A 16,283-nucleotide genomic window follows, 5' to 3' on the forward strand; every position below is an offset into this window, starting at 1 on the left:
ATGTTATTTGAGGAGAATAAAACATACTGGACAAACCGGACCAGTGGTTATTCCAAGGTAAATGAAAAGGAATTATCTTCTGAACAAAAAGAAAAATGGCTGGCCGCAATTATCCCACATTTCCCAGGGGAGCGAAAACATATTAAAATTCTCGATATGGGAACAGGACCAGGTTTTTTTGCCATCATTTTGGCAGAAGCCGGATTTCAAGTTACGGCAGTGGATTGTACGGAATCCATGATAGAACAAGCCAAGTTAAATGCAGGAGACTTAAAGGATGAGATCACCTGGGTGCTTTCGAATGCAGAGCAGACAGGACTTGAGTCAGAAACCTTCGATGCAGTTGTCAGCAGAAACTTAACCTGGAATTTAAGATCGCCTGAGAAGGCTTATGAGGAATGGCTTCGAATCTTAAAAAAAGGCGGAATTCTATTGAATTTCGATGCAAATTGGTATCAGTATTTATATGATGATGAAAAAAGAAAAGGGTATGAACTGGACCGAAAACGTGTAGAAGATAATTGTCTTGAGGATCATTACACGTGTACGGATATAGATGCTATGGAAGCGATTGCTAGAAAGCTGCCACTAAGCCGCAGATTTAGGCCCCAGTGGGATATGGACGTGTTGAAAAAACTTTCTCTAACTAAGGTGGAAGCAGACCTTAGTATATGGAAACGTGTGTGGTCAGAAGAAGAGAAGGTTAACTATGGTTCCACTCCCATGTTTTCTATATTAGCAGTAAAATAAGTTTCTCTTAATCTCCAATAAAAATCAATTGCCCAAAAGCACATTTCGAAGTATAATTACTTGAAGTGTGTTTTTTATTCCTAGTAAAAAGATATAATATATTAAGAAAGAGGTAAAATCAGTTGTTGAATCAGTTTTCAAGAACCCAGCTTCTCCTTGGCGAAGAGGCCATGGGTCAATTGATGGAAGCAAAAGTTGCTGTTTTTGGTATTGGAGGAGTTGGCGGATACGTGGTGGAAGCGCTGGTAAGAAGCGGAGTCCGTTCCTTTGTCCTGATAGATGATGATAAGGTGTGCCTTACAAATATTAACAGACAAATTATCGCAACAAGAAAAACAGTAGGTAAATATAAAGTTGAGGTTATGAGAGATCGAATTTTGGAGATCAATCCAGATGCTCAGGTGGAGTTGCGTCAATGTTTTTATCTTCCGGAGAATGCGGATGATTTTGATTTTACAGAATACGATTATGTTGTAGATGCAGTCGATACGGTTACCGCAAAGCTTGATTTGATCATGAGATCCAAAGAAGCAGGAGTACCAATTATCAGTTGCATGGGTGCAGGCAATAAGCTTGACCCAACCAAATTTGAGGTGGCAGACATATTCAAAACGACCATGTGTCCTCTGGCAAAGGTTATGAGAAGAGAATTGAAAAAAAGAGGGGTCAAAAAGTTAAAGGTGGTTTATTCCAAAGAAAAACCAACCAGACCCATCGAAGATATGTCCATTAGCTGTAGGACAAACTGTATCTGTCCTCCTGGCGCAAAACATAAGTGTACGGAACGTAGAGATATACCAGGAAGCGTTTCCTTTGTTCCTTCTGTAGCAGGACTTATTATTGCAGGGGAAGTCATTAAAGATTTGGCGAAAATGGGTAAAGATTCAGTTAGGAGGAATTCAAATGCCTGATAGAAGCCTGTCACTGGACCAAATGAGACAACTAAAGGAACAGGAATGCCTGCTTATTGATGTTAGGGATCAGACCGCATATAACCATGGCTATATTCCAAATGCAATCAATGTTGAGATTGATAAAATCTTGAACGGGGAGTATGTCCCACCCGCAGATAAAAAGGTGATTTTATATTGCTTAAAAGGAATTATCAGTGTGGAGGCCGCAGAATACTTAACTGAAAAAGGGTTTGAGGCGTACAACTTAGAGGGCGGTTACGGAAACTGGCTTATAAGCTCCATGGAAAAAGAAAAAGAGATGGACGGAGCGATTCGTCTGGAAGAAATAGAAAAAAGCCTTCGTAAAAAGTTTCATAAGGATATTTTCAGCCGTTTTGCGAAAGCAATCAATGAATATAAGCTGGTAAAAGAAAACGATAAGATTGCAGTGTGTATTTCCGGTGGTAAGGATTCCATGATCATGGCGAAGTTATTTCAGGAATTAAGACGTCATAACAAATTTCCTTTTGAGCTTGTTTTCCTTGTTATGGATCCTGGATATAATGGGATGAACCGGGATGTCATTGAGAATAATGCAAAACTTCTTAATATTCCTGTCACTGTATTTGAGACTCAGATCTTTGATGCTGTTTATGATGTGGAGAAATCACCTTGTTATCTTTGCGCCAGAATGAGAAGAGGATACTTATACAGCAAGGCAAAAGAGCTAGGCTGTAATAAGATAGCACTGGGCCATCATTACGATGACGTAATTGAGACTATACTCATGGGAATGATGTACGGCGGCCAGGTTCAGACGATGATGCCAAAGCTTCATAGCACCAATTTTGAAGGAATGGAACTGATTCGTCCTATGTACCTTATCCGTGAGGATGACATTAAGGCATGGAGAGATTATAACGGTCTTCATTTTATTCAGTGTGCCTGCCGGTTTACTGATACCTGTACCACATGTCGGACAGATGGCAATACTGGTTCTAAGAGAGTCGAGATCAAGGACTTAATTAAAGAACTTAAAAAAGTGAACCCTTACATTGAGGGCAATATTTTTAAAAGTGTAGAAAATGTAAATTTAAATACCATAGTTGCGTATAAAGAGAATGGAACCGTCCATCATTTCCTTGATGATTATGATTTGGATCGATAAATTTGACCTTATTTTAAAATCATACTTGAAATACATACTAACCTTGTGGTAAATTATGATTAAGGAGGTTATATCTTATGAAAATTTCAACGAAAGGCCGGTATGCGGTCAGACTTATGATAGACCTTGCAGAGCATAACAATGGAGAATTTGTAACATTAATGGATATTGCTGAACGGCAGGAGATCTCAGAGAAATATTTAGAATCTATCGTTTCCATACTCAGCAAGAACGGTCTTCTTATTTCCTTAAGAGGAAAAGGTGGCGGTTATAAACTTGCGAAAGATCCGGACTATTACACCGTAGGCAGCATTTTAAGGCTGACCGAAGGTTCCCTTGCTCCTGTTTCTTGTATGGAAGGGGATACGAATAGCTGCAACCGAGCTTCCCATTGTCAGACCCTTGAGATGTGGGAAGGTTTAAACAAGCTGATTAATGATTACTTTAATGGAATCACCATTGCGGACCTTGTTCGTAAAAGTGATTACAGCGACAATTACATCATATAGGCGTTGGGCAAAAAAGAGCAAAGAGTCAGATGACTAGATCTGATTCTTTGCTCTTTTTACGTGTTTATCCGGAGAAAACCATATGATTTCCCTTTGAAATTGCCAAAACTCTGTATTAATACGCCTTTTTACCATTAATTTAGAAGATTTTTACTTAACAGGAAAATCCCAATTCTTTCCACTGGTAAAATGGTAAATTCAGTGCTATCATTTAAAAGTAACAGAAACGTAACACAAATGTAATAATTCAAAGGAGGCAAATGAATTGAGAAAATTAACAGCACTTGGATTAATGGCACTGACTTTAACAAGCATGCTCCCATTAACAGCAAACGCAGCAGTGAGGTGTAATGTCCCCTCCTTCTCCGGAAGAAATGTGATTTCGATCAATGGATATGGCAATTCCGATGATTTAAAAGCAAAATTACAGCAGATGGGATATAATTGCGATAATATCAATTTCAACGATATTAACAAATATTTTAATAACTGCCAGAATTCAGGGAATGGTACAACAACACCAACAACACCAACAACACCAGCCCCAACCACACCAACAACCCCAGCACCAACAACACCAACAACCCCAGCTCCAACAACACCAACCACACCAACAACCAACAAGACTTTCACTCAGCAGGTTGTTGATCTGGTAAATGCAGAAAGAGCAAAAGAAGGTCTTTCCCCTCTTACCATAGATCCAAGTGTCGAGAAGGCAGCTAACGTAAGAGCCAATGAAATTCAGTCTAACTTTGATCACACCCGTCCAAACGGAAGTTCTTTCTCTAGCGCATTAAAAGAGCAGGGCGTAAATTACCGTGGCGCTGGCGAGAACATCGCTTGGGGACAGAGAACTCCTCAGGAAGTTATGACCGCTTGGATGAACAGTCCTGGACATCGTGCAAACATAATGAATAAGAGCTACACTCATATCGGTGTAGGCAATTTACAAAACGGAAGCGGTACACAGTACTGGGTACAGCTGTTTACATATTAATCGTTATATTTAAACAAATCTTTTCAAAGCTTTTAACAATCATAATCCTGGAATCTTCTGTGCAAAAGCAGATCTTCCGGGATTTTTTGTTGTATCTTGTCTCCTAGAAGTGCATATAAACCCATTGACAAAGTATGTTTTAAAAAGTACTATAATAGTAGTACTAGTAATCAATATTTAGTCATGTAAAGGAGATAAACATTATGAGCAAAATATATACTTCAGCGGATCAACTTATTGGAAGAACTCCGCTTCTTGAATTATCTAATATAGAGAAAGAATTGGGATTAAAGGCAAGGATATTAGGAAAGCTTGAATACTTTAATCCGGCAGGTTCCGTAAAGGACAGAATTGCAAAGGCAATGATTGATGATGCGGAAGCAGCCGGAATCTTAACAGCGGATTCTGTAATTATTGAGCCAACTTCTGGGAATACTGGTATAGGACTATCTTCAGTGGCAGCCGCCAGAGGTTATCGAGTTATGATTGTTATGCCGGAAACCATGTCTTTGGAGCGCCGTACCCTTATGAAAGCCTACGGGGCAGAACTAGTTTTAACAGAAGGAGCCAAAGGAATGAAGGGGGCAATAGCAAAAGCAGAAGAGTTGTCTAAAGAAATTCCCAACAGTTTTATTCCCAGTCAGTTTAACAACATGTCAAATCCCAAGGTCCATAGAGAGACCACAGGTCCTGAGATCTACGAAGATACGGATGGAAATGTGGATATCTTTGTGGCTGGTGTAGGTACAGGAGGCACAATCACAGGTGTGGGAGAGTATCTAAAATCGAAGAATCCGGCTGTTAAAATTATTGCGGTTGAGCCGGCGGCCTCCCCTGTGTTATCAACCGGAAATGCTGGACCACATAAGATTCAGGGAATTGGTGCTGGTTTCATACCAGATGTGTTAAATACAAAGATTTACGATGAGGTGATACCAGTTTATGATGCAGATGCGTTTGAAATCGGCAAAAAAATCGGGAAGATGGAAGGGGTTTTAGTAGGGATCTCTTCTGGTGCCGCAGTTTGGGCAGGGATTCAACTGGCACAGCGACCAGAGAATGAGGGGAAAACGATTGTAGTGCTTCTTCCAGATACGGGAGACCGTTATTTATCAACAAGTATGTTTACAGACTGATTTTTTCAACCATATTATGGGGGTACGATCAGGTATGATACTTGACAGCAAATCAAAGAATTAATTATAATAGGATTAACTCCTTTGGGAGAGGTAATAATTGCCAATTGAAGCTAAGTGGAAAGAACTTTTTCCACTGGGGCGATTGGCTAAAATATAATAAAATAAATTTTAGATAGGAGATGTTATTATGAGTACAAAAAAAATTGGTGTTATTGTAGGAAGCCTAAGAAGAGAATCTTTTTCCCTTGCAGTTGCGAAAGCAGCCGTTTCGGTAGCTCCAAAAGAACTTTCACTTGAATTCATTGAGATTGCTGATTTACCAATGTTTAACCAGGATTTTGATGATGATGGAAAAACCCCAGAGTCTTGGGTGAAATTCAGAAACAAAGTAAAAGAATTTGATGGATTTATTTTTGTAACTCCTGAATATAACCGCTCTATACCGGCAGTACTTAAGAATGCCATTGATATAGCCTCAAGACCTTACGGAAGCAATGCATGGGACGGAAAAGCAGGTGGAATCATCAGTGTTACTCCAGGTGGACTTGGAGCGTTTGGTGCCAACCATCATCTGCGTCAGCCAATGACCTTTTTAAACGTATTTATGTTACAACAGCCAGAAGCTTATATCAGCAATGTAGCAGATCAGCTTAATGAAAAAGGCGAATTTGCAGATGAAAATAGCCTGGGTTATTTAAAGAATTATATGGAAGCATTTTCAAACTGGGTAAATAAAGTATCTGCTTCCTAATTAAAATAAATAATAAAAGGAGGAAAGAAGTTGAGCAATCGAAGGATAGCAAAGCAGATTCGTGGCCAAAGAGCCGTTGACGGCGCGGGCGTTCATATGGTTCGTGTGCTTGGATATCACGATGTGAAGGAATTCGATCCATTTTTAATGATGGACTCCTTTGATTCTACGAACCCGGCTGATTATGTGGCAGGCTTCCCTATGCATCCTCATAGAGGAATCGAAACGGTTACTTATTTGATCTCCGGTCAGATTGATCATAAAGACAGTCTGGGTAACAAAGGGACCATAAATTCCGGGGAATGTCAGTGGATGACAGCCGGTAGTGGAATTCTTCACGAAGAGATGCCAAAGCCATCAGAAAGAATGCTAGGCCTGCAATTATGGCTGAATCTTCCCAGGGAAGAAAAGATGGCAGATCCTCAGTATCTTCCTATTACAAAGGATATGATCCCTAGAGTTCAAAGTGGGAATGCCAGAGTGGGAGTTTTATCAGGAAGTTATGAAGATGCCAAGGGAGTAACTCCAAAGCATATTCCTGTTACCATTTATGATGTTGAACTGCCAAAAGAACAGGAAATAACCATTCCTACAAAAGCAGAAGAAACGGTATACATCTTTTTAATAGAAGGAGATGGCGTAGTAGATCATCAGGACATACCTGAAAAAACAGCCATTCTTTTTGGAGAAGGTGATGAAATCACCGTTCGTGCAGCTGCGAATAAGGATCTTCGGTTCCTTTACTTTTCCGGAAAGCCATTGCATGAGCCTATCGCCTGGGGCGGCCCAATAGCCATGAACACTCAGGAGGAATTAGACCTGGCATTTGATGAACTTCGAAGAGGCACATTTATTAAACATAAATAACCAATTTGGTTTACTAAAACATTGATCCGCAGTTTCTCATGGAAGCTGCGGATCAAATCTTTTCTATATTATTCTTTTTATCTTATAAATAACCATCGTTTTCCCCGAAAATATTGATAATAAAATTCAGAATAGATGATTGACTTGTAATATCTCAAGTGCTATGCTTAAATCGATTACCCATAAGTGGAGTATAGCTGAAAGCCTCTGACTAAAATCTCAAAAGCCGGTTCCTTCCTGATTATGCTTCATTTAGAAAAAATGGAGGATACAAAAGTGGAAAAAGATTCAACAAAAGAATTATCCCAAAGCCTTAAAGGCAGAGGAAAGGCAGGCAGGAATCAAAAATCAATTAAAAAGAATCTACTAAGAGGCATTATAGGATTGGCAGTTGTCATTTCCGTTTTTTTTGGAATTGCAAATGCCATTGTTTTATATAGTGATTCGAACAACAACATGAAGACACGGTTGACTGAAAACCGCAACGCTTATTGTTTGGCGATACAAAACGCCATCGATGTTTATCGGGTTCAGGTTGAATCCTTTGCAGCAAACGAATTTATTACTGACACATCAAGACCTATAATAGGAAGAAAGCAAGTCATGGCTGAATTGGCGGAGAAAAATGGCTTTCTTGAAGTGGCAGTGACAGACGCTGACGGAAAGGCAACAAACGGCGCTGATGTCAGCGAACGCGAATATTTTAAGCAGGCAATGGCAGGGAATACTTATTTATCCTCTACTCTTGTGAGTACGGTTGACGGCAAGGTAATTATGATTATTTCTGCACCCATCGCTAGAGGAAGTCAAAAGGGCATTGTTTATGCGAAGCTAGATTGCAATACCTTTAGTAAGATGATTGATGATGTTTCCATAGGTAAATCTGGTTATGGTTTTGTCGTTGACAAAGAAGGAAAGTATTTGGCTCATCCCGATACCAGTATCGTGTCAAATCAAGTGAATTACATAGAAAAATCAAAGGAAGACCCAGCTTATACCAAATTAGCTGGTCTGATTAAGAAGATGACCTCAGGAAACCAGGGGCTGGATACAGTCGTGCACAATGGATCAAAACAGGTTGTAAGCTACATGAGCATTCCCGGGACAGACGGTTGGTCCATCGCAGTCACTGCAAAGACCTCTGAGATGTTATCTAGCTTTTATGTATCCATTGGAATCACAGTTTCTCTCTCTCTATTATTTGTCTTACTTTCCATATTCATGGCATTTCGGATCGCAGGTCCGATTGTCAATCCAGTCATCTCTCTTGTTAAGAGAATAGAAGCTCTTGCTTTAGGCGACCTGCATTCCGAGGTGCCACAGGTTGATTCTGAAGATGAGGTTGGTAAACTTTCAAGATCCTTTACGACCACCGTGAATAAACTAAACGATTATATACAGGAAATTTCATACATACTAAATAGCTTGGAGCAGGGGAACTGTAATGTAGAGACTGTTCAAGATTATTCTGGAGACTTCACCCAGATCAGGGAAGCGCTTAATAAGATTATATTTAATTTAAATACAACGTTTACCAATATAAAAGGTGCCTCCGATCAGGTAGCCAGCGGCGCGGATCAGGTGTCTAGTGCTTCTCAGGCACTGGCTTCCGGAGCCACAGAACAGGCATCTTCCGTAGAAGAACTGAATGCATCCATAATGGGTGTTTCTCAGCAGGCAGAAGAAAATGTAGTCCATGTACAAAAGGCTACAGAATACGTGGTACAGGCTGATACAGGAATTAAAGAGAGCAATGGCCACATGCAAGAGTTAAACGCTGCTATGGGAGAAATCAGCCAGTCTTCTGCAGAGATCTCATCCATTACAAAGGTCATTGAAGACATCGCGTTTCAGACCAATATTCTTGCACTGAACGCAGCCATTGAAGCGGCAAGAGCAGGAAGTGTTGGAAAAGGATTTGCCGTTGTTGCTGATGAAGTCCGTAATCTGGCTGCTAGATCATCAGAAGCTGCCAAAAAGACAGCAGAATTAATTGACCGATCCGTAATCACTGTATCAAAGGGAGAGAAGCTCGCAGGAGAGACGGCTCAGATCTTGGTAGAAGTAGCGGAGAAAGCCAGACTTGCCAACGAGTCCATACAGCGAATTGAAAAGGCTTCCTATGATCAGGCACAAGCCATAGACCAGATCAATCAAGGTCTTTTCCAGGTTTCCGCAGTGGTTCAGACCAATGCAGCAACCGCAGAGGAAAGTTCTGCTTCCAGTGAAGAGCTTGCGGCTCAAGCCCTTATTCTACAGCAGGAAGTGGAGAAATTCACCTTAAAGGACGTTTCAGCATCGTTTCAACAGGTAGAGCAGCAAAACGAAATCTATGTAGCTGATGTTCAAAACCATACATTTGATAACGGAAAGTATTAAACCATATAAAATAAAAGCAGAACAACTTAAGGCGGACAAATTTATGTCCGCCTTATTTGCTAAAAATGAATAGGGGGAGAAATAATGAAACTACAATTAGTTCCACTACATGAAAAATATAAGAAGAACCTAAATGAGATGATGGATGAGTGGTGTGCCAGTGGGGAAAGAATCGTACCCAGTGCACTAACTAGATGTAATTATCATGATTTTGACCAATATAGAAATAACATAGAAAATAAAGAGAATAATGGGCCCCTGGTACCGGATACTACTTTATTTTGCTTGGACGAAGATAGAGACATATTCGTAGGAGCCGTTAATATCCGGCACTATTTAAATGATTTCTTGTTGTTAAATGGCGGACATATTGGTGATGGGGTCAGACCTTCTGAACGAAGAAAGGGCATAGCGTCTAAAATGATCGGTCTTGCACTGAAAGAATGTAAGAAAATAGGATTAGATAAGGTTTTAATGGTATGTGATAAGGAAAATATCGGATCTGCAAAAAGCATTCAAAATAATGGTGGTATATTGGAGAACGAAATCGTTGTAGATGGAGTAGTTGAACAAAGATATTGGATCACGATTAATTAGAATACTTATATCATGGTAGATGATTAAATTTGCTATATTGCTTCGCTGGATAAAAAATATTATGCTTGTCTATGGTTTGATGCAGACTATTAAAGTCTGCGTCCATTCTTAATTCTTGTATATTCTTTGAACTTGAAATAGTGATTCTATCCAATCAAAACATTCATATCCCTTTCTTAATATATGTATGTAAAAAGGTCAGAAATCTAAAATTTATATGGTAATAAAATCAAAAAAGGAACGCAGTATACTTGATACTGTGCTCCTTAATAATTGCATATTTAATCCAATTTTATTATACATTATCTGTCATAATATGTCAATTTCAAAGATTAATTGACGAAACAAGAGTAAAATCATAAATCAAATGGTAATGAATTGGATTAAAGTAAACTATTACATGATTATTGACTTATTCGCCGTCAAAGGAAACGTCATAAAATTATAACATCAGCGAAAGGAGAATTGTAATGGCACGAAGAGGAGAAAATATTTATAAGCGTAAGGATGGACGTTGGGAGGGAAGAAGTCTAAACCAAAGTGGCAAATATCATTACTTCTATGCGAAGACATATAAGGCAGTAAAAGAGAAAATGAAAGATTTTAAAGAAGATAAAGAAAAAGTTAAATTGATTAAACATAATAATGCCTCGGAACAATTTCTTGCCTGGCTAACGGGAGATGTTTCTTCGCGCGTAAAACCATCAACATATGAGAGCTATTACAGTTGTGTCTACAAGCATATCATCCCTTTTTTTATGAAGAGAGAACATAACTGTATCGAGAAAGATTCCGTGTCCAGCTTTGTAATACATATAAGAGAAGACGAATTAATTGCAGAAACATCAAAAAAGAAGATATTTGCTATCTTTAAAATTGCATTAAAAGAGATTTTAAAAACATCTCCTCATCTCCACGAGTTTTTGGAACTCGTGAAACTTCCCAGTACAGATTACGGTGAGGTCCAGGTTTTTACGTCTAAAGAACAGCGAGCCATAGAACAAGGGGCATTAAAATCAAAGGATGCGTGTGCAATTGGAATCATCCTTTGCTTTTATACCGGAATTCGACTGGGTGAACTTTGTGCGCTTAAATGGAGTGACATTGATTTTGAATCAGGAACCATGTCCATTTTACGAACGGTGTCTAGAATTAGAGTCTTTGATAGTGAAGAAAATAAGACGACCTTACATGTAGGTCTTCCAAAGAGCAGGAAATCAATAAGAAAGATCCCACTTCCTGAATTTCTTCTAAATCTTCTAATCAATAGCAGTTTGTATAAGGGTGATAATAACAGTTTCATTTTTACAGGTAATGAAGATCCTTATAATCCCCGGAGGTTTCAAAACATGTTTAAAAGGATATTGAGGGATAACAATATTGTAGATAGAAAGTTTCATGCTATCAGGCATACCTTCGCAACACGAGCCTTGGAATTAGGGGTAGATATTAAGACTGTGAGTGAATTACTGGGGCATTCTGGTGTATCTATTACTCTTAATGTTTATGCCCATTCGCTTATGGAACATAAAAAGGCAGCTATCAATAAATTTAACGATTTATATTTAATGAATATCGAAAGTGCGAAATTAGCCGTCAATTATCCCGTCTTAACTACGGAAAGAGTATGTTTATAAGGGGATTTACCTATTTAACGCAGTATCAAGTATACTGCGTCTTTCTGAACAGGTAAACAATATTAACATTTCTAAAAAATGGAATCAAGAGGTATTTCAACAAGAGGAAGAGGGAAGATTAGTTTTACGTTTCTTGGATAGGCAAAAAACTAAGAGGAGAAAAAGTTATGTCTGAACGTATGAAAAAAGGAAAAAATAATGCTACAAATAGTTCTTCCAATCATAAGACAAAATCAACCGGTCTAAAAAGCTTACTGGCCAAAATTCTTATTTACATAGGTATTCCAGTAGTTTTATCTTATTGCATCGTAGGACTTATTCTGCTGAATCTGGTGCGTGGGAACATCGAACAGCTGACCGAAGGAAATCTGGAGGCGAAATCTCAGACTGCCTCTGTAGAAATGGAACAGTTCTTTGACCGTTTTAGAAACAGTGCAGATCAGTTATCTAAAAGTGTTCAATTACAAAAGTTCTTTGCAGACTTAAAGCCAGGTGCAAAAATCAGTGAAGGACAAGATTTTAAAGAGGTGGTTCAATCACTGAAAAACATAAGTGATACTGATAAGGATAATATCTTATCCATCTGGGTTTCTGATGTGGACAGCAGTCAGCTTGCACAGTCCAATGGCTTTGTATCAGATAGCTCCTATCAGATTTCGGAACGACCTTGGTATCAGATGTTACTTAAGGAACAGAAGACTGTAATGACAGAGCCTTATGAGGACTTTACCTCCAAAGCCCAAATTGTAAGTATTATCGCACCGGTATATTCAGAAAATGGTGGTCAGATGGTAGGTGCGGTGGGAATTGATTTTTCACTGGATGGATTGAAGAAGACCATTGGTGATTATCACCTTGGAACAACCGGTTTTTACATAGTTACTTCTGCGGATGGACAAATTATTTATCACCCCAAGGAAGAGATGATCAATAAAAATGTCAGTGAACAAGATATGTCTGACGGTATTAAGCAGGCATTTTTAAAATCAATAGAAGGAAAGATACAGTACACTTCTCATGGGGTTTCTGTACATGGATATGTGAGTCGAATTGGGGATACCGGCTGGATGGTAGGAACAGGACTGCCATTAAAAGAGTTTTACAATGAATATAACAAAATCACCACGGCAATGGCATTTATATTTATGGTGGCAGCGGCACTGGTAGTGGGAATGATATTTATCGTTTCAAAAGGAATCGTGGCACCGTTAAAGACACTTACCAATGCTGCAAACTTAATTGCAGATGGAAGACTTGATATTTCAGCAGATGTGAATTCCCGTGATGAGACGGGACAGCTTGCTCATGCGTTAAACCGAACGGTGGTACAATTAAATGGATATATTGGATATATTCGAGAAATTACCACTGTTCTTGAAACCATGGCAGGAGGAGATATCAGAATAAACTTAAATCAAGATTATGCAGGAGAGTTTAAGCCAATTAAGGAAGCACTTTTGCAGATATCCGATTCTCTAAATAAAACTCTGACCTCCATCCGAATTACTGCGGATCAGGTGAACACTGGGGCGGAACAGGTTTCTTCTGCAGCCCAGGCTCTTGCTTCTGGTTCTACAGAACAGGCGGCAACGGTGGAGGAATTGAGTGCCTCTATTATTAGCATTTCGACGCAAGCGGAGCAGAATGCAGAGAATGTGAGAAAAGCATCAGATTATGTTCGCCAGGCTGGAGAAGGTCTGGAAGAAAGCAATCATCATATGGAACGTCTTAATGCAGCGATGGATGAGATTAGTGATTCATCTGCAAAGATCTCTAGCATCACAAAGGTAATTGAAGATATTGCATTCCAGACGAATATTCTTGCATTGAATGCGGCAGTAGAAGCTGCCAGAGCAGGAGAGGCAGGAAAGGGATTTGCAGTGGTTGCAGATGAAGTTAGAAATCTTGCAGCAAAATCGGCAGAAGCAGCAAAGCAAACCTCAGAGCTTATTGGACTTTCTACGGTTACAGTAGCAGAAGGTGAGAAAATGGCTTCTGAAACTTCTAAAACACTTAAAGATGTGGCATTAAAGTCTCAGCTTGTGGTTGAAGTTATTCGTGACATAAATAAAGCGTCTGCGGAACAGGCTGTATCCATTGGGGAGATTAATCAGGGACTTTCCCAGGTCTCAGCGGTTGTTCAAACGAACGCTGCTACCGCAGAAGAAAGTTCTGCTTCCAGTGAGGAGCTGGCGGCACAGGCGCAGTTGCTTAAAAATGAAGTGAGCAAGTTTACGCTGTATTAATTGATATTGTGAGTCAATAATAAGGATTCTAATTGAATAAATATATCAATAAAATGCCTGATCTGAATCTATCAGATCAGGTATTTTTACTGTTGTTTAAAGGATTTTAAATGAAATTTATTTATAAAATGATTGAGAAAAATTGTGAGAAAAAAATAGGGATAGTTGCCGAATTTTACCATATATGGTATGATATCCAAGATAAAAGTCGAAAAACATAATACATATTTTTGATCGCCAAAATATGAATAGTTGGTCTTTAGCGGGCTGTGATAACAGCGTTTTGCTACTGTTAATTGAGCTTTGCCAACAATATGGAAGCATGAAAAACAGGGATGCTTTTCGAATTATTTGAGGAGGCAAAGGAACATGAAGTATTTAAAAAACAAACTTTTACTTTTTATTTCACTATTATTAGGATCTACCGTAATATTTTTAACAGCCGTTTCTTCTATTCTTTATTACAATAGTTCCATGACAGAAGCGAAGAAGAATTCCTCCTATCTTGCAATGGCTTATCAGCAGGGAATTGACTCCGTACTGAATAACTACCGCAAGGAATTGAGCATAACTGCTTCCAAAGGATTCCTGACCGATGGTAATACATCTGTTTCCCAACAGAAGATTCTTCTTAATGAAGAGGCAGCGGCGGCTGGTTTTGACTACATCACTATTGCAGATGCCAAGGGAACCAATGAAAATGGAGACCAGATTGCAGATCAGGAATTCTTTAAACAAGCTATAAATGGAGTTGCTTATATTTCTAATCCATTTTTAAATGCAGAGGATAAGCTTGTATTATACATTGGAGCACCCATTGGCAGTACTGGCAAGGTTTTATATGGGGTTTTGCCATATCAGACAATCAGCGATGATTTGACAAAGATAAAAATAGGTGAGAGTGGATATGCATTTGTTGTTGACCGAAATGGAGTCACTGTAGTACATCCTAGCGCAGATAATGTAAAAAAACCAACAAATTATATAGAACTGGCAAAACAGGATTCCTCCTATGTTCCAACCTCCAAGATTTTTCAACAGATGATGTTAGGGAAAACAGGAACAGGATTCAGCTTTTATAAAGGAGTCCGCCGTTTGGTAGGATATACCCCTTTAAGTGGTCCAGAAGGTTGGAATGTTGCTGTTACCATGCCTGTGGCTCAGATTGAAGGAGCAGTACGTGTCACCGCTGGTATGTGTGCATTAATTGGTATTTCTGTTATTTTATTGGCAATTTTAATTACCCGTTCTTTTGCCCGTAAGATTACAGGACCCATTGTTGATGCAACCCGCAGGATTGAACAGTTAGCAGAGGGAGATTTGCTTTTAGAGGTGCCTGTAGCTAATGGAAAGGATGAGAGCGCCCGACTCCTTTTGGCACTTCAAAATACCATTTGCGGACTACGTAATTATATATCAGATATATCTAGAGTTTTAAGCAGAGTTGCATCAAAGGATTTGACAGTCAAAAGTGAAGTGGAATATAAGGGGGATTTTTTACCAATAGAGAAAGCTCTGGAGCAGATATTAGATTCTCTTAATGGTACACTATTCCATATTGCCGAATCCACAGATCAGGTACGCTGTAGTTCTGAACAAGTGGCTTTGACTGGAAGGAATCTTGCCGAAAACTCTACAGAACAGGCAGCTACAACAGAAGTTCTTACCAACTCTTTGGAAATGGTATCCAATCATATCAAAGACAATGCACAGTATTCCCTGTCCATGAAAGACATGACGGAATCGGCTCTTTTAGAAACGCAGAGAGGCAATGAGGAAATGGAACGCCTGTTACAATCTATGGCAAACATAGACGAGTTCTCTAAAAAGATCCAAAGCATTGTAAAGATCATTGATGACATTGCATTTCAGACCAACATCCTCGCGTTAAATGCGGCTGTGGAAGCTGCTCGTGCCGGGGATGCGGGAAAAGGATTTTCCGTAGTGGCAGATGAAGTCCGTCAGCTTGCATCTAAGAGTGCAGATGCAGCAAAGCAGACCACCGACTTGATTCACAGCACCATAGAATCTGTGACACAGGGGAAGAAAAATACGGAGCAGACGGCAGGAGTGTTTAAAACCATAGTGGAGCAGACTGGTAATATCAACACATTAGTTGGAAAGATATCTGAATCCTTAGAGAGCCAGTCAAACAGCGTAATTGAACTGGAGGAAGGAATGCAGAGGATATCCATGGTGACTCAGGCAAACTCAGCCACGGCTGAGGAAAGTGCAGCCACCAGCGGAGATCTGCTCAATCAGATGCAGATGTTAAAGGAACTGGTGTCAGAGTTCAACATAAAAAACGTTTAATACTGATGATATAAGGAAATGGGATCTCTCTGTAAGT

Annotated in this window: 13 protein-coding genes; all 13 read left to right on the forward strand. The window is 39.3% G+C overall.

Translation table 11 applies throughout. The annotated features are described in order from the left end of the window. Positions 1–750 (forward strand): class I SAM-dependent methyltransferase, encoded by a 750-nt coding sequence (locus BET01_RS05305; protein WP_120195728.1) that lies wholly within the window; start codon positions 1–3, stop codon positions 748–750. A 122-nt stretch (positions 751–872) separates the two neighbouring features. After that, entirely contained in the window at positions 873–1,661 is a 789-nt protein-coding gene (locus BET01_RS05310) for a tRNA threonylcarbamoyladenosine dehydratase (RefSeq protein WP_120195729.1), read from the forward strand. Beyond that, on the forward strand, positions 1,654–2,811 hold the full coding sequence (locus BET01_RS05315; RefSeq protein ID WP_120195730.1) for a rhodanese-like domain-containing protein: 1,158 nt from the start codon (positions 1,654–1,656) through the stop codon (positions 2,809–2,811). The genes BET01_RS05310 and BET01_RS05315 overlap by 8 nt, the downstream gene beginning before the upstream one ends. A gap of 77 nt (positions 2,812–2,888) precedes the next feature. After that, positions 2,889–3,320 (forward strand): RrF2 family transcriptional regulator, encoded by a 432-nt coding sequence (locus BET01_RS05320; RefSeq protein ID WP_120195731.1) that lies wholly within the window; start codon positions 2,889–2,891, stop codon positions 3,318–3,320. 265 nt (positions 3,321–3,585) lie between these two features. Continuing rightward, a complete protein-coding gene (locus BET01_RS05325; RefSeq protein ID WP_243117126.1) occupies positions 3,586–4,317 on the forward strand; it encodes a CAP domain-containing protein in 732 nt (243 codons plus the stop codon). A 203-nt stretch (positions 4,318–4,520) separates the two neighbouring features. Further along, positions 4,521–5,453: a cysteine synthase A gene (cysK, locus tag BET01_RS05330; RefSeq protein ID WP_120195732.1), complete on the forward strand. Its 933-nt coding sequence runs from the start codon at positions 4,521–4,523 to the stop codon at positions 5,451–5,453. A 190-nt stretch (positions 5,454–5,643) separates the two neighbouring features. Next, the gene (locus BET01_RS05335) at positions 5,644–6,207 is read left to right on the forward strand and encodes an NADPH-dependent FMN reductase (protein ID WP_120195733.1); all 564 of its coding nucleotides are present in this window, start codon (positions 5,644–5,646) and stop codon (positions 6,205–6,207) included. A 30-nt stretch (positions 6,208–6,237) separates the two neighbouring features. After that, positions 6,238–7,074, forward strand: coding sequence for a pirin family protein (locus BET01_RS05340; RefSeq protein ID WP_120195734.1), 837 nt, complete (start codon positions 6,238–6,240; stop codon positions 7,072–7,074). Between the two features lie 276 nt (positions 7,075–7,350). Then, positions 7,351–9,453, forward strand: coding sequence for a methyl-accepting chemotaxis protein (locus BET01_RS05345; RefSeq protein WP_158584988.1), 2,103 nt, complete (start codon positions 7,351–7,353; stop codon positions 9,451–9,453). Between the two features lie 84 nt (positions 9,454–9,537). Continuing rightward, a complete protein-coding gene (locus tag BET01_RS05350; RefSeq protein ID WP_120195736.1) occupies positions 9,538–10,050 on the forward strand; it encodes a GNAT family N-acetyltransferase in 513 nt (170 codons plus the stop codon). A gap of 470 nt (positions 10,051–10,520) precedes the next feature. Next, the gene (locus BET01_RS05355) at positions 10,521–11,687 is read left to right on the forward strand and encodes a tyrosine-type recombinase/integrase (RefSeq protein ID WP_120195737.1); all 1,167 of its coding nucleotides are present in this window, start codon (positions 10,521–10,523) and stop codon (positions 11,685–11,687) included. 167 nt (positions 11,688–11,854) lie between these two features. After that, positions 11,855–13,933, forward strand: a complete 2,079-nt coding sequence (locus tag BET01_RS05360; RefSeq protein WP_120195738.1) for a methyl-accepting chemotaxis protein — start codon at positions 11,855–11,857, stop codon at positions 13,931–13,933. A gap of 369 nt (positions 13,934–14,302) precedes the next feature. Beyond that, positions 14,303–16,246, forward strand: a complete 1,944-nt coding sequence (locus BET01_RS05365; protein WP_120195739.1) for a methyl-accepting chemotaxis protein — start codon at positions 14,303–14,305, stop codon at positions 16,244–16,246. The last annotated feature ends 37 nt before the right edge of the window (positions 16,247–16,283 follow it).

Source organism: Lacrimispora algidixylanolytica, from assembly GCF_003609635.1.
Classification (GTDB): domain Bacteria; phylum Bacillota; class Clostridia; order Lachnospirales; family Lachnospiraceae; genus Lacrimispora; species Lacrimispora algidixylanolytica.

What these genes read in the sequence shown, in the direction of transcription:
- BET01_RS05305 (WP_120195728.1), top strand. Translation starts at nt 1, where the DNA reads ATGTTATTTGAGGAGAATAAAACATACTGGACAAACCGGACCAGTGGT.
- BET01_RS05315 (WP_120195730.1), top strand. Translation starts at nt 1,654, where the DNA reads ATGCCTGATAGAAGCCTGTCACTGGACCAAATGAGACAACTAAAGGAA.
- BET01_RS05320 (WP_120195731.1), top strand. Translation starts at nt 2,889, where the DNA reads ATGAAAATTTCAACGAAAGGCCGGTATGCGGTCAGACTTATGATAGAC.
- cysK (WP_120195732.1), top strand. Translation starts at nt 4,521, where the DNA reads ATGAGCAAAATATATACTTCAGCGGATCAACTTATTGGAAGAACTCCG.
- BET01_RS05335 (WP_120195733.1), top strand. Translation starts at nt 5,644, where the DNA reads ATGAGTACAAAAAAAATTGGTGTTATTGTAGGAAGCCTAAGAAGAGAA.
- BET01_RS05350 (WP_120195736.1), top strand. Translation starts at nt 9,538, where the DNA reads ATGAAACTACAATTAGTTCCACTACATGAAAAATATAAGAAGAACCTA.
- BET01_RS05355 (WP_120195737.1), top strand. Translation starts at nt 10,521, where the DNA reads ATGGCACGAAGAGGAGAAAATATTTATAAGCGTAAGGATGGACGTTGG.
- BET01_RS05360 (WP_120195738.1), top strand. Translation starts at nt 11,855, where the DNA reads ATGTCTGAACGTATGAAAAAAGGAAAAAATAATGCTACAAATAGTTCT.
- BET01_RS05365 (WP_120195739.1), top strand. Translation starts at nt 14,303, where the DNA reads ATGAAGTATTTAAAAAACAAACTTTTACTTTTTATTTCACTATTATTA.